This window comes from Dactylosporangium maewongense, assembly GCF_039531485.1.
In the GTDB taxonomy this organism is placed as follows: Bacteria; Actinomycetota; Actinomycetes; order Mycobacteriales; family Micromonosporaceae; genus Dactylosporangium; species Dactylosporangium maewongense.
The window spans coordinates 1,350,580-1,370,502 of record NZ_BAAAQD010000001.1 but is presented as its reverse complement, the minus strand read 5'-3'; the positions used below and the strand labels follow the sequence as shown (position 1 = coordinate 1,370,502).

The 19,923-nt window shown below is 73.4% G+C and carries 16 protein-coding genes; 2 read left to right on the top strand and 14 right to left on the bottom strand.

The features are described from left to right. Positions 1 to 5: 5 nt before the first annotated feature. The 11 genes from ABD332_RS06145 to ABD332_RS06095 all read right to left on the bottom strand — a co-directional run bounded on the left by ABD332_RS06145 (position 6) and on the right by ABD332_RS06095 (position 11,736). Positions 6 to 1,748, bottom strand: coding sequence for a thiamine pyrophosphate-binding protein (locus ABD332_RS06145; RefSeq protein WP_344500382.1), 1,743 nt, complete (start codon positions 1,746 to 1,748; stop codon positions 6 to 8). An 85-nt stretch (positions 1,749 to 1,833) separates the two neighbouring features. Next, complete coding sequence (locus tag ABD332_RS06140) at positions 1,834 to 2,721, bottom strand: polysaccharide deacetylase family protein (RefSeq protein WP_344500380.1); 888 nt, start codon at positions 2,719 to 2,721, stop codon at positions 1,834 to 1,836. Further along, positions 2,708 to 3,424 (bottom strand): isochorismatase family protein, encoded by a 717-nt coding sequence (locus ABD332_RS06135; RefSeq protein WP_344500378.1) that lies wholly within the window; start codon positions 3,422 to 3,424, stop codon positions 2,708 to 2,710. Before ABD332_RS06135 ends, ABD332_RS06140 begins: the two co-directional genes overlap by 14 nt. Before the next feature lie 117 nt (positions 3,425 to 3,541). Beyond that, complete coding sequence (locus tag ABD332_RS06130; protein WP_344500376.1) at positions 3,542 to 4,699, bottom strand: acyl-CoA dehydrogenase family protein; 1,158 nt, start codon at positions 4,697 to 4,699, stop codon at positions 3,542 to 3,544. A 22-nt stretch (positions 4,700 to 4,721) separates the two neighbouring features. Next, the gene (locus ABD332_RS06125; protein WP_344500374.1) at positions 4,722 to 4,880 is read right to left on the bottom strand and encodes a hypothetical protein; all 159 of its coding nucleotides are present in this window, start codon (positions 4,878 to 4,880) and stop codon (positions 4,722 to 4,724) included. Next, complete coding sequence (locus tag ABD332_RS06120) at positions 4,877 to 6,448, bottom strand: GMC family oxidoreductase (RefSeq protein ID WP_344500372.1); 1,572 nt, start codon at positions 6,446 to 6,448, stop codon at positions 4,877 to 4,879. The genes ABD332_RS06125 and ABD332_RS06120 overlap by 4 nt, the downstream gene beginning before the upstream one ends. A 4-nt stretch (positions 6,449 to 6,452) precedes the next feature. Then, on the bottom strand, positions 6,453 to 7,316 hold the full coding sequence (locus tag ABD332_RS06115) for an ABC transporter ATP-binding protein (RefSeq protein ID WP_344500370.1): 864 nt from the start codon (positions 7,314 to 7,316) through the stop codon (positions 6,453 to 6,455). After that, on the bottom strand, positions 7,313 to 8,224 hold the full coding sequence (locus ABD332_RS06110; RefSeq protein WP_344500368.1) for an ABC transporter permease: 912 nt from the start codon (positions 8,222 to 8,224) through the stop codon (positions 7,313 to 7,315). The genes ABD332_RS06115 and ABD332_RS06110 overlap by 4 nt, the downstream gene beginning before the upstream one ends. Then, positions 8,224 to 9,234 carry an ABC transporter permease gene (locus tag ABD332_RS06105; RefSeq protein ID WP_344500366.1) on the bottom strand — a complete coding sequence of 337 codons (1,011 nt, stop codon included), beginning with the start codon at positions 9,232 to 9,234 and terminating at the stop codon, positions 8,224 to 8,226. Before ABD332_RS06105 ends, ABD332_RS06110 begins: the two co-directional genes overlap by 1 nt. Continuing rightward, complete coding sequence (locus ABD332_RS06100) at positions 9,231 to 10,028, bottom strand: ABC transporter ATP-binding protein (RefSeq protein WP_344500364.1); 798 nt, start codon at positions 10,026 to 10,028, stop codon at positions 9,231 to 9,233. The genes ABD332_RS06105 and ABD332_RS06100 overlap by 4 nt, the downstream gene beginning before the upstream one ends. A gap of 133 nt (positions 10,029 to 10,161) precedes the next feature. Then, entirely contained in the window at positions 10,162 to 11,736 is a 1,575-nt protein-coding gene (locus ABD332_RS06095; RefSeq protein WP_344500362.1) for an ABC transporter substrate-binding protein, read from the bottom strand. A 218-nt stretch (positions 11,737 to 11,954) separates the two neighbouring features. On the opposite strand from ABD332_RS06095, the gene ABD332_RS06090 reads away from it, so the two are divergent. Together ABD332_RS06090 and ABD332_RS06085 are read left to right on the top strand one after the other, a co-directional pair. Further along, complete coding sequence (locus tag ABD332_RS06090) at positions 11,955 to 13,418, top strand: aldehyde dehydrogenase family protein (protein ID WP_344500360.1); 1,464 nt, start codon at positions 11,955 to 11,957, stop codon at positions 13,416 to 13,418. 66 nt (positions 13,419 to 13,484) lie between these two features. Beyond that, on the top strand, positions 13,485 to 14,756 hold the full coding sequence (locus tag ABD332_RS06085) for a glycosyltransferase 87 family protein (RefSeq protein ID WP_344500358.1): 1,272 nt from the start codon (positions 13,485 to 13,487) through the stop codon (positions 14,754 to 14,756). A gap of 587 nt (positions 14,757 to 15,343) precedes the next feature. On the opposite strand, the gene ABD332_RS06080 is transcribed toward ABD332_RS06085, so the two are convergent. The 3 genes from ABD332_RS06080 to ABD332_RS06070 form a co-directional block, all read right to left on the bottom strand. Further along, on the bottom strand, positions 15,344 to 17,692 hold the full coding sequence (locus tag ABD332_RS06080) for an Hsp70 family protein (RefSeq protein ID WP_344500356.1): 2,349 nt from the start codon (positions 17,690 to 17,692) through the stop codon (positions 15,344 to 15,346). A gap of 154 nt (positions 17,693 to 17,846) precedes the next feature. After that, positions 17,847 to 18,755 carry a LysR family transcriptional regulator gene (locus ABD332_RS06075; RefSeq protein WP_344500353.1) on the bottom strand — a complete coding sequence of 303 codons (909 nt, stop codon included), beginning with the start codon at positions 18,753 to 18,755 and terminating at the stop codon, positions 17,847 to 17,849. 80 nt (positions 18,756 to 18,835) lie between these two features. After that, entirely contained in the window at positions 18,836 to 19,858 is a 1,023-nt protein-coding gene (locus ABD332_RS06070; RefSeq protein ID WP_344500351.1) for a YeiH family protein, read from the bottom strand. Positions 19,859 to 19,923 lie beyond the last annotated feature (65 nt).

The window sequence follows — 19,923 nt, the reverse complement described above, 5'->3', positions numbered from 1 at the left end:
GGTGTTCAGCTCCGATCGCGGTTCATGACGGCGTCCACCAGCACCGGACGGCGCTCCTCGCGCACGATGCGCGCCGCGCGGGCGAGCGTCGCGGGCAGCTCGGCCGCGTCGGTGACGGGGCCGATGCCCTCCACCCCCTGGCTGCGGGCCAGGGTGGCGAAGTCGACGTCGGGGCCGGTGATGTCGATGCCGGCGGCCACGTCGGTGTCGCGGCCGCGCTGGTGGCCGATCTCGGTCTGGTGCATCCGGTCCTGGTTGTAGGTGCGGTTGTTGGCCATCACCACGAGCAGCGGCAGCCGCTCGTGGGCGGCGGTCCACAGCGCCTGGGCGGTGTAGAGGAAGTCGCCGTCCGGCTGGATGTCCACGACGAGGGTGTCGTCGTGGCGGTGCGCGAGCGCGGCGCCCAGGGCCGCGGGGACCCCGTAGCCGAGCCCGCCGCCGCCGGAGATGCCGAGGTAGCAGTTGAACTCGTCCATGTCGAACGCGCGGCGCGAGTTGCCGTACAGCGCGCCGAACGCGAGCTGCCACGCGCCGCCGCGGACCGCCTCGAACGTCTCGGCGGCCAGCCGGGCCGGGCCGAACGCGCCGGGCGCGCGGGACAGCCGCTCGCGGAACACCGCCGGGCCGCTCGCCGTGGCGCGCAGGGCCGCGGTGCGCTCGGCGGCGCCCGGCACCGGCAGCTCGGCGACGATCTCGGCGAGGCGCGGCAGGGCCACGGCGGCGTCGCCGGTCAGCACCGCCTCGACCCGGTCCCAGGCCGCGGCGGCCCGGTCCAGCGGGGCCCGCTCGATGAGCGCCGCGCCGGACAGCACGAAGACCCGCGCGCCGGGGCGGGGCAGCCAGGCGAAGTCGCGGTTGGCGACGTCGGTGCGGCCGAGGGCGAAGTACGGGTCACGCACGTCGACGGCCAGGATCACGTCGGCCTCGGCGACGTCGGCGTGGTGGTGCTGGGTGCGGTCGGCCCAGTGCGTGTTGGGGAAGTTGTGCCGGGCGCCGAGGTCCACGACGCCCGCGCCGAGCCGTTCGGCGAGCGCGACGAGGGCCCGGTACGCGGCCTCGCTGCGCCCGGCGGTGTCGGCCAGCAGCAGCGGCCGCTCGGCGGCGGCGAGGGCCTCGGCGACCGGGAGCAGGTCGGCGTCGGCGACCGTCGGCGTGCTCTGCCGGGCCAGCGCGGTCGCGGGCGACCACAGCGCGTTGCGCGGCTCGCCGCTGACCACGTCCTCCTGCAGCCCGGCGTCGAGGGCGACGTAGACGGGCGCCTGCGGGAAGGCGGTGGTGATGCTGTGGGCGCGGGCGAGGCTGTGCACGGCGGCGTCGAGGCCGGCCGGCTGGTCGTCCCACTTGGTGTAGGCGCGGACCTGCGCGGCCTGGTCGCGGCTGGCGTGGATCCAGTCGATCCAGGGCCGGCGGCGGGCGGCGTCGGCCGGGCCGCTGCCGCCGACGACGAGCATGGGCACCAGGTCCAGGAACGCGTTGAACAGCGCCATGGAGCCGGTCTGCAGCCCGACGAGGTTGTGCAGCGCGACACCCATCGGCCGGCCGGTCGCCTTGGCGTAGCCGTGGGCCATGCCGACGGCGACGTTCTCGTGCAGGGTCAGCAGCAGCTCGGGCTTGCCCGCGCGGACCAGCGACTCGTGCAGGCCGCGCAGGGTCGCGCCGGGGTTGATGGCGAGGTGCTCGATGCCGAGGCGGGCCAGGACGTCGACCATGACGTCGCTGCCGTACCGCACCGCGTCGTCCGCGCTCATGCCGTCCCCTCCGCTGCGCTCCGGCGCCGGCCTGAGCTCCACCCTGTAATCCCGATTCGCAGCCCTCCGCTGCGCTCCGGCCTGCTCATGCCGTCACCTGCGCCGCGTAGTGCTCGGCGATGGCGCCGGGAGTGGTGAGCCAGATGTCGTCGCGGCGCTCGGCGAGCAGGTCCAGGACCCGGCGCAGGGCGTGCAGCCGGTGCGGCTGGCCGGCGGTGAACGGGTGCAGGCTCAGCGCGTACACCAGCGGCGTCCGCGCCGGGCCCACCTGGGTCAGCATCTCGGTCAGGTGGTCGTGGGCGATGTCGGCGAACTCGCGGCCGGTGTGCCCGCGGGACAGCACCTGCGGGTAGTCGTTGGTCTCCAGCGGGTACGGCACGTTGAGCAGCGGCCCGCCGCGGGTCGACAGCCACACCGGCTGGTCGTCGATCGGCCAGTCGAGGGTGTAGGTGTAGCCGGCCTCGGCCAGCAGGTCCGGGGTGTTGGCGCTCTGCGTGGCGCCCGGGGACATCCAGCCGGCCGGGCGGGTCCCGAACGCGGCGGTGAGCAGCGCCGTGGACTCCTCGATCAGGGTCCGTTCCTCGTCCTCGGCCATCCCGCCCTGCAGCTCGGAGTTGGTGCGGCCGTGCCCGACGATCTCGCCGCCGGACGCGCGCAGCGCCTCGGCGACCGGCGGGTACAGCTCGGGAACCCACGCGTTGAGCAGGAACGCGGCCGGCAGGTCGCGGGCGGCGAGCTCGTCGAGGATGCGCCACAGGCCGACCCTGATGCCGTAGTCGCGCCAGCCGTACCGGCGGTGCTCGCTGTTCGGCGGGTCCATGCCGGGCGTCAGCGTCGCCCCGCCGCCGCCGTAGGCGAAGCACTCCACGTTGACGGCGACGTAGGCGGCCAGGCCGCCGCCGTGCGGCCAGGCGAACGCGGGCCGGTCGGTGATGGGGCGGTAGGCGTAGCGCCCGGAGTCAGGCAGCCGCATGGAACGGCCCCTTCTCGGCCCGCGCGACGTAGTCGTGGGCCTCGGCCAGACCGATCACGTCGGCGTACTTCTGGTCCAGGTCGAACAGGTTGATCCAGTGCGACGCCTCGATCCGGTCGAACGTCAGCTCCTGCACGACGCCGACGCGGTAGTTGAGCGAGAACGCGTCCAGGACCGTGGAGCGGATGCAGCCGCTGGTGACGCCGCCGCCGACGAGCAGCGAGTCGACGCCCCAGTCGGTGAGGTACGCGGCCAGCGGGGTGCCGAAGAACGCGCTGGGCTTCTCCTTGTCCAGCACCACGTCGGTGGGGGCCGGCGTGATCGGGTCGACGATGTCGAAGGCGCGCGGCGCCGGCTTCATGTCCTCGCGGCCGCGGCGGTTCTTGTCCAGCCAGCGGCCGCGGTTGAGCCCGTCGGGGCGGGGGCGCACCGGCCGGGTGTAGACGACCGGCAGGCCGCGCTCGCGGGCGGCGGCGGCGAGACCGGCCATGGCCTCGACGGCCCGCCACGCCGCCGGGCCGCAGGAGTTGCGGTACAGCGCCAGCGACTCAGCCTCGCTGAGCCCGGGGTCGCCGCAGAACAGGTAGGTGGCGTCGATGAGCAGGACGGCGACGTTGCCGCCGAGCCCCATCCTGGCGCCGTAGCCGGCCTGCGCGGCGATCTCCCGGTCGTGCTCGGTCAGAAACCTGTCCCACCCGCTCATTCCGCCACCTCCGCTGCACTGGGGTACCGCAATGCTTGCACGGTATCATGTACTCAAGTTCTATACTAGAGATAAACATATTCCTGAGACCCCTGCTCCGGGGCGCGCCCCCGCCGGTCAGGCGTCGATCCCGCCGCGCTCCACGAGCTGGCGGGCGATGACGTTGCGCTGGATCTCGTTGGTGCCCTCACCCACGATCATCAGCGGGGCGTCGCGGAAGTACCGCTCGATGTCGAACTCCGTGGAGTAGCCGTAGCCGCCGTGCACCCGCATCGCGTCGAGTGCGATCTGCATGGCCGTCTCGGACGCGAACAGCTTCGCCATCCCCGCCTCCAGGTCGCACCGCCGCCCGGCCTCGGTGCGCTCCGCCGCGTACAGCACCAGCTGCCGGGCGGCGGTCAGCCTCGTCGCCATGTCGGCGAGGTAGTTGCCGACCGACTGGTGCTGCCAGATCGGCCGGCCGAACGAGTGCCGCTCCTGCGAGTAGCGCAGCGCGTCCTCGAACGCGGCCCGCCCCACGCCCAGCGCCCGGGCCGCCACCTGCAGCCGCCCCGTCTCCAGCCCGGTCATCATCTGGGCGAACCCGCGCCCCTCGACGCCGCCGAGCAGCGCTCCGGCCGGCGCCCGGTAGCCGTCGAACGACAGCTCGCAGCTCTCCACGCCCTTGTAGCCGAGCTTGGGCAGGTCCCGCGAGACGGTCAGGCCCGGCCCGTGCTCGACCAGCAGGATGCTCACGCCCTTGTGCTTCGGCACGGCGTCGGGGTCGGTCTTGCACAGCAGCGCGATGAGCTGCGAACGCCGCGCGTTGGTGATCCACGTCTTGGCGCCGCTGATCACGTACCCGTCGCCGTCGCGGCGCGCCGTCGTCGTCATGGCCTGCAGGTCGGAGCCGCCACCCGGCTCGGTGAGCGCCATCGTGGCCCGGATCGCGCCGGTCGCCATCCCCGGCAGGTACCGCTGCCGCTGCTCCTCGGTGCCGAACGCGAGCAGCAGCTTCGCCACCACCGTGTGCCCGCCCATCGCGCCGGCCAGGCTCATCCAGCCCCGGGCGAGCTCCTCGGTGACCTGCACGTAGCAGGACATGGACACGCGCGCCCCGCCGTACTGCTCAGGGATCGCCAGCCCGAAGACGCCGAGCTCCTTCATCGTGTCGATGAGCCGCTCCGGGTACTCGTTCGCGTGCTCCAGGTCGCGGGCGACCGGGCGCACGTCCCGGTCGACGAAGTCGCGGACCAGGTCGACCACGGCGCGTTCCTCAGCGTTCAGGTCCGTCACGCCGCCACCTCCTTCTGCTGGTTCAGATGGCGCCGGCATCGCGTAAGGCGGCGATCTGCTCGGCGCTGCGGCCGAGACCGGCCAGGATCCGTTCGGGGTGTTCGCCGACCGCCGGAACCGGGTCCATGCGCACGCCGGCGCCGCCGGGGCGCCAGCGGGTCAGGCCGGGCGGCGGCGTCATCGCGGCACCGGCGCCGTCGCCACCAGACCGGCGGCGATCTTCTCCGCCATCGCGTAGACCGTCAGGATCATCATGCCCCGCGGAATGCTGGGCATGAGGCTGGCGTCGCCGATGTACAGGTTGGTGAAGCCGTGGACGCGCCCGTCGAGGCCGGCCACCGCCAGCGGGTCGCGGGCCGGGCCGAGCCGGCCGGTGCCGGTGGCGTGATGGAACAGGAAGATGTTGCGCCGGACGTACTCGCGCAGGTCCGCGTCCCCTACGGCCGACTCAGAGGCTTCAGGGGCGGCTTCAGGGGCGAACCAGTCGCGCACCGCCGGGTCGGCCAGCCGCCTGCGCAGCCACCGCAGGCCGCGGGCGATCGCGTCGAGGTCCTCGTCCCGGCCGATGTCGAGGTCGATGACCGGATGCGAGTGCGGGTCCGCGTCCGCGATCGTCACCGAGCCCTCGGCGGCCAGGTGGACGAGGAACACCGTGATCGGCAGCAGGCCGTCCGGCGGTGCGGTGTCGCCGTGGTTGACGCCGATGCTCAGGTCGTACGCGGGCAGCGCCGGGTCGCTCTTCACCCGGGCGAACAAGGACTGGCGCGTGCCCGGGACGTGCCCGCGCGCCGCCAGCCGCTCGGCGAAGCCGGGCGCCGTGCGCATGAACAGCCGGCTGCCGTAGTGGTCGTGCAGGTTCCGGCCGACGCCGGGCAGGTGGTGCAGCGGCACCCCGTCGCCGAGGATCGGCGCGAGGGCGGCCGCGTCGCCGATGCCGGAGCGCTGCAGGACCGTGGGCGTGCCGATCGCGCCGGCGGCCAGCACGACCCGGCGGGCGCGCAGCTGCGACGGCCGGCCGTCGCGGACGACGGCCACGCCGGTCACCGTGTCGCCGTCCCACAGCACCCGGTCGATGAGCGTGTCGCCGATGACCGTGAGGTTCGGCCGGTCGCGTACGTCGTCCAGGTAGGCCCGGGCGGCGTGATACCGCTCGTCGCCGTCGGCGTTGCGGGTGCCGTCCCCCCAGCCCTCGGCGGCGTCGGGGCCGGAGGCGTCGATCGGGCCGGGGAGGCCGGCCGCGGCGTAGGCCCGGCGCAGGTCGTCCAGCAGCGGCGACGTCGCCCGGTCGCGGGAGACGAACAGCGCGCCGTCCCGGCCGCGGCCCGGGGCGTCGTCGCCGCGGAGCCGCTCGACCTTCAGCAGGAACGGCCGGAGGTCCTCGAACCCCCAGCCCTCGGCGCCGAGCTCCACCCACCGCGCGTAGTCCTCGCGCAGGCCCCAGTTGATGCCGGCCGCGTTGATGACCGAGGAGCCGCCGAGGACCCGGCCGCGGATGAACGGGATGTCGTAGCCGTACGGCGCGACGTGGTACCCCCAGTCGTACGGGGTCGGCACGTACCTCGCGTCGTTGAGCACCGGCGGCCAGGCGCCGCCGCGGCTGTGGCCGAAGTCCGGGCCGGCCTCGACGAGGGCGACCCGCTCGCCGGTGGCCGACAGCCGGTTGGCCAGCACGCAGCCGGCGGTGCCGCCGCCGGCGACGACGGTGTCGAACGTGAGGTCGGACAGGTCTTCCGGCAGGGCTTCCGGCATGGGCTCAGGACCGGTCCCTTCGCTTCACGACCTTGGTCAACTTCTGGTTGGCGACGAGCCCCTGCGTCACCGGATGCCGCGGCGCGGTCATGATCTCCTCGACGGTGCCGGTCTCCACGATCCGGCCCAGGCTCATCACGACGATCCGGTCGGCCAGCCGGCGCGCGACGCGCAGGTCGTGGGTGATCACCACGAGGGTGTTCGTCCGCTTCAGGACGCCGAACAGCTCGATGACCTCCTTCTGCGTGGTCGGGTCCAGCGCGGTCGTCGGCTCGTCGGCGACGATCACGGCGGGCCGGTTGACCAGGGCGAGGGCCACCATCACGCGCTGGCGCATGCCGCCGGACAGCTCGTGGGCGTAGCGCCGCATCGCCGCGTCCGGGTCGAGCTCGGCCGCGGTCAGGGCCTCCCGGGTCCGCGCCACGATCTCGTCCTTGCCGGTGGTGCCGTGGGCCTTGAGGACGTCGGCGAAGATCTTGTCCAGGCGACGCACCGGGTTCAGCGCGGAGGTCGGGTCCTGGAAGATCATCGTCACGGTGGAGCCGCGCAGCGAACGCAGCGTCTTGTCGTCGGCCTCGAACAGCGACGTACCGGCGACGCGCACCGAACCGCCGGTGACCCGGCCGCCGGGGCCGAGCATGCCGAGCAGCGCCTGGCCGATGGTGCTCTTGCCGGCGCCCGAGGTGCCCACGACGCACACGCACTCGCCGCGCCCGATCCGCAGGTCGACCGGCCCGATCCGCACCCCGTGCCCGCGGTCTGGGTCACCGAGCTCGACGGTCAGCTGCGACACGTCGACCACCAGCTGGGTCGCCCCGGCCGGCCCGCCCGCACCGGTCGGCTTGGTCGTGTTGGTCGTCTCGGTCATCGCGCTCCCCGATCTGCCGGTGCGGTCGCGTCCAGGTCTGCGGCCTCGGCCGGTGCGAGCACCTCCGTCATGGTGGCCGCCGTGCCCGACCGGGACGCCGCCGCGGCCAGCCGGTCGGCCAGCATGTTCACGAAGACCAGCAGCACGACCAGCGCCAGCGCCGAGCTCAGCGCGATCCAGGGGTCGCGGTTGAGGTACTGCTGCCCGTCGGCCAGCATGTTGCCCCAGGAGGACGTCTCCAGCGACGGCCCGATGCCGAGCAGGGACAGCGCCGCGGCCGCGCCGAGCACGTCGCCGAACACGAACGCGCTGACGACCGCGACCCGGATGAGCAGGGCCGGCACCAGGTGCTCCCGGATGACCCGCAGCCCGTTGCCCCACACGAGGTTGCTGTAGACGACGTACTCCTGCTCGCGCAGCTGCAGCGTCTCGCCGTGCACGACCCGGGCGACCAGCGGCCACAGCGCGATACCGAGCACCAGCGCGATCTGCAGGGTGCCCCGGCCCAGCACGCCGATCAGGACGACCGCCATCACGACGAACGGGAACGCCACCTCGAAGTCGACCAGCCGGAGGATCGCCCGCGCCCACCAGCGCCCGTACCAGCCGGACGTCACCCCGACGAGCGTGCCGACGACCGCGGCGATCAGCGTGGCGAGCAGCGCGACCTCGACCGACCAGGGCAGCCCGTGCAGCAGCTCCTGGAGGTTGTCCCGGCCGGCGCCGTCGGTGCCCAGCCAGTGCTGCGCGCTCGGGCCCTGCAGGCGGCTGCGGATGTCCTGCTCGGCGTGCCCGGCCCCGTGCTTCCACACGGTGAGGCCGAGGATGAGCAGGCTGATCAGCCAGTACAGCGAGCTCTTCACGCCGCGTGGCAGCAGCCGCCAGGTCCGGGTGCCGCTGGTGGCCATCAGCCGTTCCTCCTCAGCCGGGGATCGGCGATCCGGTACAGCACGTCCGACACCGCGGTGACGGCGAAGACGACCAGGCCGATGAGGGTGACGCCGGCGGCCAGCGACGGGAAGTCCGCGTTCTGCACGCTGACGACCAGCAGCTGGCCGAGGCCGTTGATGCCGAAGAGCTGCTCGACGATCACCGCGCCGGACAGCAGCAGCGTGAACTGCGTGCCCGCGGTCGCGATCAGCGGCACCAGAACGTTGGGCAGCACGTACTTGGTGCGGATCGTCGCGGGCGACAACCCGTACGCGGTCGCGGTGTGCACCAGCTCCGAGGACCAGACCTGCCGCGCGGCGCTCTGCACGACCCGGGCCAGGCGCGGCGCCGCCAGCCAGGCGAGGCTGATGCTCGGCAGGATCCACGAGTCGGCCCGGTCGAACCCGATCGCCGGGAGCACCTGCAGCTTGATCGCGAACACGGTGATCAGCAGCAGCGCGATGATGTAGTACTGGATGCCCTGGGTGGCCAGCACGATGCCGCTGACGACCTTGCGCAGCGGGCGGCGGCGGCCGGCGGCGGAACCGGTGCCACCGCCGATGTAGATGCCGATCGGCGTGGCGACCGCGACGTTGATGACCGTCGCGATCACGCACAGCAGGAGCGTCGTGCCGAGCCGGCCGGCGGCGAGGTCCAGCGCGGGGACCCGCTCGGTGATCGAGTTGCCGAAGTCGAACAGCAGGAACTGCCGCAGGAAGTTGAGGTACTGGATGATCAGCGGGCTGTCGAGCCCGTAGATCACGCGGATCTGGGCCACGTCCTCGGGGGTCGCCTCGGGGCCGGCCAGGATGACGGCCGGGTCGCCCTGGACCCGGGCCAGGAAGAACAGCACGGTGACGAGCAGGACCAGGAACCCGACCAGCTCGACCACCCGCACCCCGAGCCGCAGCGCGATGCGGCGGGCCACGGGGTCCTTGGCGTCCTGCGGCGGGGCGGCTGCGGGCCGCGCGGAGAGCTGCTGGGTCATCGCGCCGCCGCCGTGGTGAGTTCGGGGCCCGAGCCGTCCCATTCGTCGAGGTACCGGCTCGCGGCGATGAGCATGGCGGTGTGCGGGTGCTGCGGGTGGTCCAGCACCGACTCGGCCGAGCCGGACTCGACGACCCGGCCGTCCTGCATCACGTGGACGTCGTCGGCGAGCTGGGCGATGACCGACATGCTGTGCGAGACGATCAGGATGGCCAGCCCGACCTCGGCGTGCAGCTCCTCGAGGAGGCCGAGGATCTCCGCGGTGGTCACGTTGTCCAGGGCGGTGACCGGCTCGTCGGCGACGAGGATGGCCGGGCGCACCGACAGCGCCCGGGCGATGGCGACACGCTGGCGCTCGCCGCCGGACAGCTCGCGGGGCAACGAGTGCAGCTTGCTGGTGGGCAGCCGCACCCGGTCGAGCATCTCGCCGACGCGGCGGGCGATGTCGTCCTTGCTCATCGGCTCGCTGCCGCGCTGCCGGGACCGGGCCCGCAGCGGCTCGGCGATCGAGTCCGCCACCGACCAGCGCGGGTCGAGGCTGGCGTACGGGTTCTGCATGACGACCTGGATGCGGTTGCGCAGGGCGAGGGCCGCCTTCGCCGACACGGTCGACAGGTCGGTGCCGGCGATCTCGACGACGCCGCTGGTCGGCTTGGTCAGTCCCAGCAGGGCCCGCAACACCGTCGACTTGCCCGCGCCCGACTCGCCGATGAGCCCGACGATGCGGCCCCGCGGAATGTCGATGCTGACGTCGCGGGCGGCGTGCACCAGCCGGGCGCCGCGACGATAGGTCACACTCAGTGCCCGCACGGCGGCGGCTGATTGTCCCGTACTGATTCCGGTATCGGCCATTCGTATCGTCCTTCTGATCAGGTGCCGGCACCGTCTTGCCTGGTGCCGGCACCATTGAACGAGTCGGGAAGATCAGCTACTTGAAATACACTGTCTCCCAGGAAGTGTTCGTCGAGCTGTCGATTGTGTAACCGGCCACACCGCTGCTGTAGGCGATGACTTTGAGGCCGTTGTTGAAGAACAATGCCGGCGGGTTGTCGTGGATCGCCTTGGCGAGCGCCTTGAGCGTTTCCGCCCGCTCCGGGGTGCCCACGGTCTGAGTCAGGGCCTTGCTGATCAGGTCCGCCTGGGTCTGGTCGCACCACGAGCCGGGCTTGCGCAGGCAGCTGTTGAAGGAGTAGGCCTTCGTCGCGTCCTGGGTGGGCGCGGTGAGGTAGGCCGTGGTGAACATGTCGGCCGGCCACTGCCCCTTGAGCAGGTAGCTGGTCATGTTCGCGGTGGTCTCCTGCTTCATGGTCAGCTTGATCCCGACCTTGGCGAGGTCGCTCTGCGCCTGGGCCAGGAAGTCCTTGTCGCCGGCGAAGGCGCCGAGGGAGTAGACGCCGGTGAGCTCGAAGCCGTTCGGGTAGCCGGCCTGGGTGAGCAGGTCCTTGGCCTTGGCCTGGTCGTACGGGTAGGGCTGCAGGCCGTCGTCGTGACCGGTGGTGCCGGGGGCGGTGCCCTGGCTGGCCACGGTGGTCAGGCCCTGGAACACCGACTTGATGACCGCGTCCTTGTCGACGGCGTAGTTGATCGCCTGGCGGACCAGTGGGTTGTCCAGCGGCTTCGAGCCACCCGTGGACGCGATGAACTGCAGCAGGAAGACGGCCTGGTTCTTCAGCGGGAAGACCGTGAAGTTCTTGGCCTTGACGTTGTCGATCTGGTCGAGGTCCAGCAGGGTGTTGATGTCGGCCGCGTTGGACAGGATCGCGTTGGTCCGCGCCGTCTGGTCCGCGACCTGCTTGATCTGGAGGTTGCCGATGATCGGCTTCCGCCACGACGTCGGGTTGGCCTTCATCGCGATCTCGGTGCTGCTGATCGACGTGACCGTGTAGGGACCGGTGCCGATCGGGGCCTTGGCGAAGCCGTCCATCCCGACCTCGGCGAGGTACTTCGGCGGCACGATGTACAGCGCCGCGATCTCCTGCGGCAGCACCCCGTCGGGCTTGGAGCTGGTGATGTTGACGGTGGCGGCGTCGACCTTGGTCGCCCCGGACACCGTCGGGTTGTACAGCTTGGCGACGCTGCCGGTGCCGGCGGCGCCGAGCAGGGTGGTCACGGTCGCCACGACGGCGTCGGCGTCGACCGGCTCGCCGTTGGAGAACTTCACGTCGGTGCGTAACGAGAACTGCCAGGTGGTGTCGTTGACACGGTTCCAGGACTTGGCGAGCCACGGCACGGGCGTGCCCGTGTTGTCGACCCGGGTGAGCGCGTCGAAGATCGCCGAGGTGGACTCGGCCCGAGGGGGCGACGCCGCCTGGAACGGCTGTCCGAGGAACTGCGAGATCGAGGGCACGACGACGCGCAGCGTGGCCGCGGCGTTCTTGGCCTCGTCGGGCTTGCCGGACGAGGCGGCCGACGGGTCGGAGCTGGTAGAGGATCCGCCGCAGGCGGCCAGGGTGGTGGTCAGGGCCAGAATCGAGCAGGTCAGAGCCGTCCTCAAACGGGTCACCGGGTCTCCTTCACGTTAGCGAGAGATGGTCGCGACCGGGCTATGACGCGGAGCAATGCCTCCTCGCGCACGCGGCCGATCCCACCCGTGGCGTCGCTGCGGAAGCTGAGTACAGACACTACGCTCATGTACCGGAGTACACTATCAGAGTTAACTGACTCGTAATAAGAGCCGGTCAGGACCTTTTCCGAAGCGACGGAAGACACCAGGAGTTGTGTGTGGAAACCTACGTGAATCACCTCTACGTCGCAGGTCGCCGCGAAAGCGCCCACAGCGGTGCACGGCTGGGCATCACCAACCCGGCCACCGAGGAAGAATTCGGATCAATCGCTGACGCCGACGACACCGACGTCGACGTCGCGGTGCGCGCCGCCCACACCGCCCTGACCGCCGACGCCTGGCGCAGCCTGACCCCCGCGGCCCGCGCCGACCTGCTCGACAACCTCGCCACGGTGCTGGACCGACGCGCGGACGAGTTCGTCGAGGTCCTCCTGCCGCAGAACGGGTTCCCCGTCACCATGCAGCGCCTGCACGTCATGGGCGCCGCCAACCTCTACCGCTACTACGCCGGCGTCGTGCGCACCTACGAGTTCGAGGAACTGCGCACCTACCGCGGCTCGAACACCCTCGTGCGGAAGGAACCGGTCGGAGTCGCCGGCCTGATCGCGCCCTGGAACGGCCCCCAGCCCCTGGCCGCGTTCAAGATCGCGCCGGCGCTGGCGGCCGGCTGCACCGTGGTGCTCAAGCCCGCCCCGCAGACCAGCCTCGACGCGTTCCTGCTCGCCGACGCCGTCGCCGAGGCCGGCTTCCCGCCCGGCGTCTTCAACGTCATCACCGGCGGCGCCGCCACAGGCGCCGCGCTCGTCGCCCACCCCGGCGTCCGCAAGGTCGCCTTCACCGGCTCCACGGCGGCCGGCCGCGCGATCGCCCAGGCCTGCGCCGCGGACTTCAAGCCGGTCACCCTCGAGCTCGGCGGCAAGTCGGCCGCCATCCTGCTCGAGGACGCCGACATGGAGCTCTTCGCGGCCAAGGCCGCGCGGCTGTGCGCGCCGGAGACCGGCCAGGTCTGCTTCTCCCACACCCGCGTGCTGGCGCCCCGCGCGCGGTACGACGAGACGGTCCAGGCCGTCACCGCCGCGCTGGCCGCCACCGTCACCGGCGACCCGCGCAAGGAGGACACGACCATGGGCCCGCTCATCTCGCAGGCCCAGCGCGAACGCGTCGAGCAGTACATCGCGCTCGGCCGGGAGCAGGGCGGCCGGGTCGTGCTCGGCGGCGGGCGGCCCACCGGCCTGGACCGCGGCTACTACCTCGAGCCGACCGTCTTCGACCAGGTCGACAACAGCATGCGGATCGCCCGGGACGAGATCTTCGGCCCGGTCGTCGCGGTCATCCCCTACAGCGGCGAGGCCGAGGCGATCGCCATCGCCAACGACTCCGACTACGGCCTCGCCGGCTGCGTCTTCAGCCAGGACGTCGAGCGCGCCCTGCAGGTCGCCCGGCAGATCGAGACCGGTTCGATCGGCGTCAACATGTACGGCACCTCGCACGCCGCCCCGTTCGGCGGGGTGAAGGCCAGCGGCATGGGCCGCGAGCTCGGCCCGGAAGGACTGACCGCCTACCTCGCCTACAAGGCGATCTACGGCGCCCCGGACGACGCGGTCCTGGCGCCGGCGGGCTGATTCGCACCGACCCGCCATGGTCGAACGGTTGAGGCCCGCCGGACCGCCGGCGGCTACCGTGATCGCATGCGGCAGCGGGTGGCGTATGTCGCGACCGGCGCCGGCCTCCTCGCCGCCGTGCTCGTCAGCGCCACCCTGACCAGCTGGAACGGCCTGTTCGACCTGCGGGTGTACCGCGGCGCCGTCAGCTCCTGGCTGGCCGGCGGGGATCTGTACGCGTACCTGCTGCCCGGCAGCCCGTACGGGTTCACCTACCCGCCGGCCGCCGCGATCCTCATGGCGCCGCTCGCCGTCGCGCCCTGGCCGGTCGCCGTCGGCGCGAGCTTCGTGGTGAGCGCCGCCGCGCTGACCGGGGTGCTGTCCTGGCTGGTCGGCCCCCTCACCGCCCGCACCGGCTGGCCGCCCGGCGCGGTGCTGCTCTGCGCGACCGCCAGCGCCGCCATGCTCGACCCCGTCCGGGCGGTGTTCTCGTTCGGCCAGGTGAACCTGGTGCTGCTCGGGCTCGTGGCCGCCGATCTCGGGCTGCTCGTCGCGCGACGGCACCGCCTCGCCGGGATCGGCATCGGGCTGGCGGCCGCGGTGAAGCTCGTCCCGCTGGTGTTCGTGCTGTACCTGCTGGCGACCAGGCGATACCGGGCGGCCGCCACGGCCGCGGCCACGTTCGGTGCGGCCGGCGCCCTGACCGCCGCCGTCGCCCCGGACGCCTCCCGGCGGTTCTGGCTCGGCGCCCTCTTCGAGCTCGGCCGGGTCGGCGAACCCGGGTTCGTGTTCAACCAGTCGCTGTACGGCGCGCTGGTGCGGCTGCTGCCGGATGCGGCCGCCGTGCCGGCGTGGGTGGCGCTGTCGGCGGTCCTCGCCGCCGCCTGGTGCTGGGCGGTGCGCCGCACCGGCGACGTGCGGCTCGGGCTCGCGCTCACCGGGGCGCTCGGCTGCCTGTGCAGCCCGATCAGCTGGGGCCACCACCTGGTGTGGCTCATCCCGGCGCTGGTGGTGCTGGCCGAGGCGGGCGCGGTCGCCGTCGCGAGCGGGGCCTGGGCGGTGCTGTGCAGCCGGCTCATCTGGACCACCGAGGGCGATCGGGCGATCGTGGCCGCGGTCGTCGGCAACGTCTACGTCCTGGCGAGCCTGGCACTGTTCGCAGCGCTGCTGCGCACGGCGATCGAGACCGGCGCCCCGCACCCGCCGACGGCCGTGACTGGCGGCAGCACCCCGAACCCAGCGGCGTTCAAGACCGGCGACGGTGCCCCGGAGCCAGCGGCGGCCAAGACCGGCGGCGGCACCCAGGGTCCGACGGCGGCCTTGACGGCGGCGGCGCCCCAAGCCCAACGACAGCCTTGACCAACAGCCGCCCCCAGCTCCCGACGACGGCGGCGATCCGAGCCCGACCGCGGCCTCGACCGACAGCGGCCTTGACCGACGTCGGCACCCCGGCCCAGCGGCGGCCTTGACGGTGGCGGCGATCCGAGCCCGACCGCGGCCTTGACCGACGGCGGCACCCCGACCCGACGGCGGCGGCGCCCCAAGCCCGAACGGCGGCCTTGACCAACGGCGGCACGCAGGGCCTGACGGCGGCGGCACCGCGAGCCCAACGGCAGCCCTGACCGACGACCGCGCCCCGCACCCAGCGGCGGCCAAGCAGCCGAGCCCGACGGCGCCCTTGACGGCGGCGCCGCGAGCCCAACCGCGGCCTTGACCAACGGCGGCACCCCGGCCCGACGGCGGCCTTGACCGACGGCGGCAGCCCTGACCGACGACCGCGCCCCGCACCCAGCGGCAGCCAAGCAGCCGAGCCCGACGGCGGCCTTGACGGCGGCGCCGCGAGCCCAACCGCGGCCTTGACCGACGGCGGCGGCCTTGACCGACGGCGGCACCCCGCGCCCAGCGGCGACCGGGCGCCCCGGGCCCCGGCGGCGGCCGCCGTGCGCTCAGCGACCGACGGCGCCGCCCAGTTTGCCGCCGCTGACCTGCTCGATCGCGGCGGTCACCCGCCGCGCCGGCATCCCTGCGGCGTCGAGGTCCGCGAACACGAACGCGGTCCCGCTGAACAGGATGCGGCGGTGCGCGGACGCCGGACTGTGCAGCTCGCTGCGGTCGGCCGGCACGATCACGACCGAACGGTGCCGGTTGGCTCCGACCCGCTGCACGGTGACGGAGTGCACGTCCGCCCAGCGGTACGCATCCGTCTCGATCGCCATCCGCGCACCCGCGGCCGACGGCGGCGCCTGCCGGAGCTGTCCGAGCCACCGGTGGCGCCCGGCTTCGATCCGGCGGAGCTTGAGCACGCCGTGGGTCAGCCCGGCGAGCCCGGCCAGGAACGGCAGGATGAGCAGCCAGCCCTGGTCGCCGTCCTCGAACCAGTACTCGACGAAGCAGATGGACCCGATGGCCAGCGCGAGCGACGGCACGATCCAGCCGAACGCCTTGAGCCGCAGGTCCGGGCCGGGGTCCTGCTCGAGCAGCCGCAGCCCGGTGCCGTCGACGTGCAGCTGGCGGCGCCGCAGCAGCCCGCCCACCGCAGATGCCGCCGCGACGAGCATCAGGCACCCGGGCAGGCACAGGAACAGCAGGGCGCTGGCCGCCTCCTCCTCACCGTAGAACGAGGTGGTGTAGGAGTAGGAGCTGTAGTAGGTGCGCGCCTCGTCGGCGGCGAGCGTGATGCCCAGGAGGTAGGCGGCGATACCGATCACGGTCAGCACCACGGCTTGCACCGTGGTCCCGGCAGGCATCGTGATGAACTCGGTCGGGCGGCTGCTGCCCTGCGGCGGCACCGACGGCACCGATGGCACACCTGGGTAGCCCGTGCCGAGTCCCGGCTGCGGCGGGTACGGTCCGGCCGGCCACTCCGCCGACGGCTGGAACGCCCCGCTCACCGGCGAGTCCATCCCGACCGGCGCCGACACCGGCGCATTCGGCCCGCTGACCGGCGCGACCGCCGGCGACCCGGGCGGCGTGAACGGCGCGCTGACCGGCGCGGCGAACGGCCCGCTGACCGGCACCGAGACCGCGGGCGACACCGGCCCGGCCGCCGGTGAGGCGGGCGCGACCGGCGCTCCGTGCGGGAACCCCTGCGCGCCCGGTGCGGCAGCGGGCGAGGCGGGCGCCGCCGGCGCAGCGGCCGGGGTGACGGGCGCGGCGGGCTGGGCGAGCGGCGCCGAGACCGGTCCGGCGGCCGTGGCGAACGCCGGTGCCGGCAGGTGCGCCACCGACCGCAGCGCCCCCTCGGCCACCACCAGCTCCGGCTGGTCGAGCACCGTCGGTGCGATCCCCGTCGCCTGATGCAGCATGGTGGCGATCAGCGGCATCCGCGTCCCGCCGCCGACCAGGAACACCGCGCCGACCTGCTCCGGCGCGACCCGCGCCTCCCGCATGCACTGCGTGGTGATCCGGATGGTGTCGGCGAGCCGCGGCCGGGCCAGCTCCTCGAACTGCTCGCGGGTGACGAGGACGTCCTGGTCGACCAGCGGCACGAGCAGCGCCGCCGAGGACTGGGCGGACAGCGCCTCCTTGACCTCCGACGCGTCCTGCCACAGCGTCCGGAACGCCCGGCTCTCCGCGGTCGTGCTCGGGTTGCGCAGCCGCCGCCACTCGTCCGGGGCGGTGCGGCCGACGATGTCCCCGACGATCGACAGCACGATCTCGTCCAGGTCCAGGCCGCCGAAGTCGTCGAGGCCGCGGAACGACAGCGGCTCGAACGTCTCCGGGCCGCGGCGCACCACCGACACGTCGAACGTGCCCGCGCCCAGGTCGTAGACCACCAGGCAGCCACCCTGGGGCAGCTCGCGGCCGAGCACGGTCGCGAAATACGTCGCCGCGGCCGTCGGCTCCGGCAGCAGCGTCACCTCGGGCAGGCCGGCGTGCCGGGCGGCGTCGAGCAGCACGGACTGGCGGGCGGGGCCCCACTCGACCGGGCAGGTGATGACGACCCTCGCCGGTGGCTCCGACAGTGCCCGCACGGCCTCCTGCCAGACCCGGCCGAGGGTCGCGCCGACGAGCGTCACGATCGGCACCGGCTGCTCGCCGAGCAGCAGCTCCAGGTCGTCGACGCGGCGCTTCGGGTTCGGCTCGTAGGCCTGCGGGACCAGCCGCGCCTTGCGCTGCGCCGCCCGGCCCGTCAGCAGCCTGCCGTCGTCGTCGACGCAGACGGCGGAGGGCAGCAGCGGGGAGCTGTCGAACAGCAGCGGCCGCACCCGGCCGTCCGGCCAGGACAACATGGCCACGGTGTTGGAGGTGCCGTAGTCGATGGCCAGCCATGACTGTGCTTGCGGGTACGCCACGGGGCAGAGCTTAAGGGAGCCCTACGACGATTTCGGGACGGAAGATCACGACGTCCGGACGGTTTCATCGGCCGAACGACCCATCGTTTTCAGTCAGTGCACGTCACGGCCAGGTGCACTTCCGGCGCGCCGACTTGGGTGCTCGTCGCGGCGTTCACCGCGCCGCGATGTCGAGCAGTTCCGCCGCCACGGCGGTCGGGGTGCGGCCGAGCCACAAGGCGTGCAGCGGGCGGGACAGGTGCAGGCCCGCCACCCGGAGCTCGACCAGGTCGCCGGCGGCGACGGCGGGCGCGGCGGCGCGGGCGCTGATCACGCCGACGCCGCCGCCCGCGCGGACAGTGGCGAGGATCGTCGTGGTCGAGCCGAGGCTGATGGCGTGCGGCAGTACAGGAGGGAAGCCGAGCGCCTGTTCGAGCGCGTTCAGGAAGGTGTCGCGGGTGCCGGAGCCCGGCTCCCGCAGCAGGAGCGGCTGGTCGGCGAGGTCGCTGGGCCGCAGCTCGCGCCAGGCGTGCGCGGCGAGCGGGTAGCTGGCGGCGACGACCAGGGCGAGCCGGTCCTCACCGACGGCGCGGGAGCCGAGGTCCGCGGGGATGTCGGGCGACTCTACGAAGCCGAGGTCGGCCACGCCGCGGCGGACGGCCTCGACGACGCCCTGGCTGTTCGCCACGTCGGCGGCGATGTCGAGGCCGGGGTGGGTGCGGCGCAGGCTCAACAGCCAGCCCGGCAGCAGGTGCTCGGCCACGGTGAGGCTCGCCGACAGGCGCAGCCGCGCCTGCCGGTCGGCGCGCAGGGTCAGCACGCCGTCGGCGAGGGCGTGCGCGGCGTCGATGACGCCGTGCGACCAGGCGACGACCGCCTCGCCGGCGGGGGTGAGCAGGCTTCCCCGCCGGGAGCGCACCAGCAGGGACACGCCGAGGCGGCGCTCCAGCTTCGCCAGCCGCGCGCTCGCGCTGGGCTGGGTGATCCCGTGCGCCTGCGCCGCGCGCCCGACGCTGCCGGTCTCGGCGACGGAGACCAGGAGGTCGAGCGCCGGCAGGTCGTTCATCCAGGGCGGCAGCGGCATCGTGCGCAGTCTGTCACAGCCGCCCTCCGGCCGGGCCGTCATCCGGTAAGGCCGGGCCGTCATCCGGTGGGGCCGGGCCGTCATCCGGTGAGCAGGTGCTGCAGCCCGAGGCTGGTCGCGCTGACCGCGACCCAGAGGATGAGGCCGAGCAGCAGCGGCCGGACACCGGCCCGGCGCATGGCCGCCACGTCGGCGGACAGGCCCACCCCGGCGAGGGCGATCGCGATGCACAGCAGCGCCAGCCGGTGCAGCGCCTCCTGCCCCCCGGCCGGGATCAGGCCGCCGGTGTTCAGCGCGGCGACGCCGAGGAACGCGATCAGGAACCACGGGACGAGGGAGGCCGCCAGACGCGCCTTCGACGTCCGCACGGGCTCCTCACGGCGGCGGGTCCAGGCGGTCACGGCGAGCACCACCGGAATGATCATCAGCGTCCGGGCCAGCTTGACGACGACCGCGTACCGGTCGGCGTCGCCGCCGAAGGCGCCCGCGGCGGCCACCACCGAGCTGGTGTCGTTGACCGCCGTGCCCGCGAACAGCCCGAACGCGTGCGGGCTCAGGCCGAGCGCGTGGCCGAGCGGCGGGAAGACCAGCACGGCGGCGACGTTGAACACGAAGATCGTCGAGATGGCGTACGCCACGTCGCCGCCCTTCGCCCGCAGCGCGGGGGTGGTGGCCGCGATGGCGGAGGCGCCGCAGATGCCCGTGCCGACACCGATCAGCGTGCGCAGGTCGCCGGACACCCCGAGCCGGCGGCCGGCCAGCCAGGCCAGCAGCAGGCACACCGCCAGGGTGCCGAGCATGACCGGCAGCGACCCCGCGCCGACGTGCAGCACCTCGCCGAGCGACAGCTGGGCACCCAGCAGCACGACGGACATCTGCAGGACCGGCCCCTTGGCCAGGTCCAGCCCCGGTCGCAGTACCTCGGACCGGCGCCGGGCCAGCGGGCTCAGCAGCACTCCGGCGACGACGGCGAAGACCGGCGCGCCCAGCACGGGCACCCGCGCGCCGAGCGCGGCCGCGGCCGCACCGAGCACGACGGCCGCACCGAGCCCGGCGGCGTGGACCGGCACGCGACGCCCACGAGCCTCAGCAAGAACGATCACCAATTCAGGCTCCGGCCCGGCGGAACGCTCCGGTAGCAGCCGATCCGGAACCACGGTCATAGACA

Excerpts from the sequence above, each read along its gene's own strand:
- ABD332_RS06145 (WP_344500382.1), bottom strand. The coding sequence starts at position 1,748 with ATGAGCGCGGACGACGCGGTGCGGTACGGCAGCGACGTCATGGTCGAC.
- ABD332_RS06140 (WP_344500380.1), bottom strand. The coding sequence starts at position 2,721 with ATGCGGCTGCCTGACTCCGGGCGCTACGCCTACCGCCCCATCACCGAC.
- ABD332_RS06135 (WP_344500378.1), bottom strand. The coding sequence starts at position 3,424 with ATGAGCGGGTGGGACAGGTTTCTGACCGAGCACGACCGGGAGATCGCC.
- ABD332_RS06125 (WP_344500374.1), bottom strand. The coding sequence starts at position 4,880 with ATGACGCCGCCGCCCGGCCTGACCCGCTGGCGCCCCGGCGGCGCCGGC.
- ABD332_RS06120 (WP_344500372.1), bottom strand. The coding sequence starts at position 6,448 with ATGCCGGAAGCCCTGCCGGAAGACCTGTCCGACCTCACGTTCGACACC.
- ABD332_RS06115 (WP_344500370.1), bottom strand. The coding sequence starts at position 7,316 with ATGACCGAGACGACCAACACGACCAAGCCGACCGGTGCGGGCGGGCCG.
- ABD332_RS06110 (WP_344500368.1), bottom strand. The coding sequence starts at position 8,224 with ATGGCCACCAGCGGCACCCGGACCTGGCGGCTGCTGCCACGCGGCGTG.
- ABD332_RS06105 (WP_344500366.1), bottom strand. The coding sequence starts at position 9,234 with ATGACCCAGCAGCTCTCCGCGCGGCCCGCAGCCGCCCCGCCGCAGGAC.
- ABD332_RS06085 (WP_344500358.1), top strand. The coding sequence starts at position 13,485 with ATGCGGCAGCGGGTGGCGTATGTCGCGACCGGCGCCGGCCTCCTCGCC.
- ABD332_RS06075 (WP_344500353.1), bottom strand. The coding sequence starts at position 18,755 with ATGCCGCTGCCGCCCTGGATGAACGACCTGCCGGCGCTCGACCTCCTG.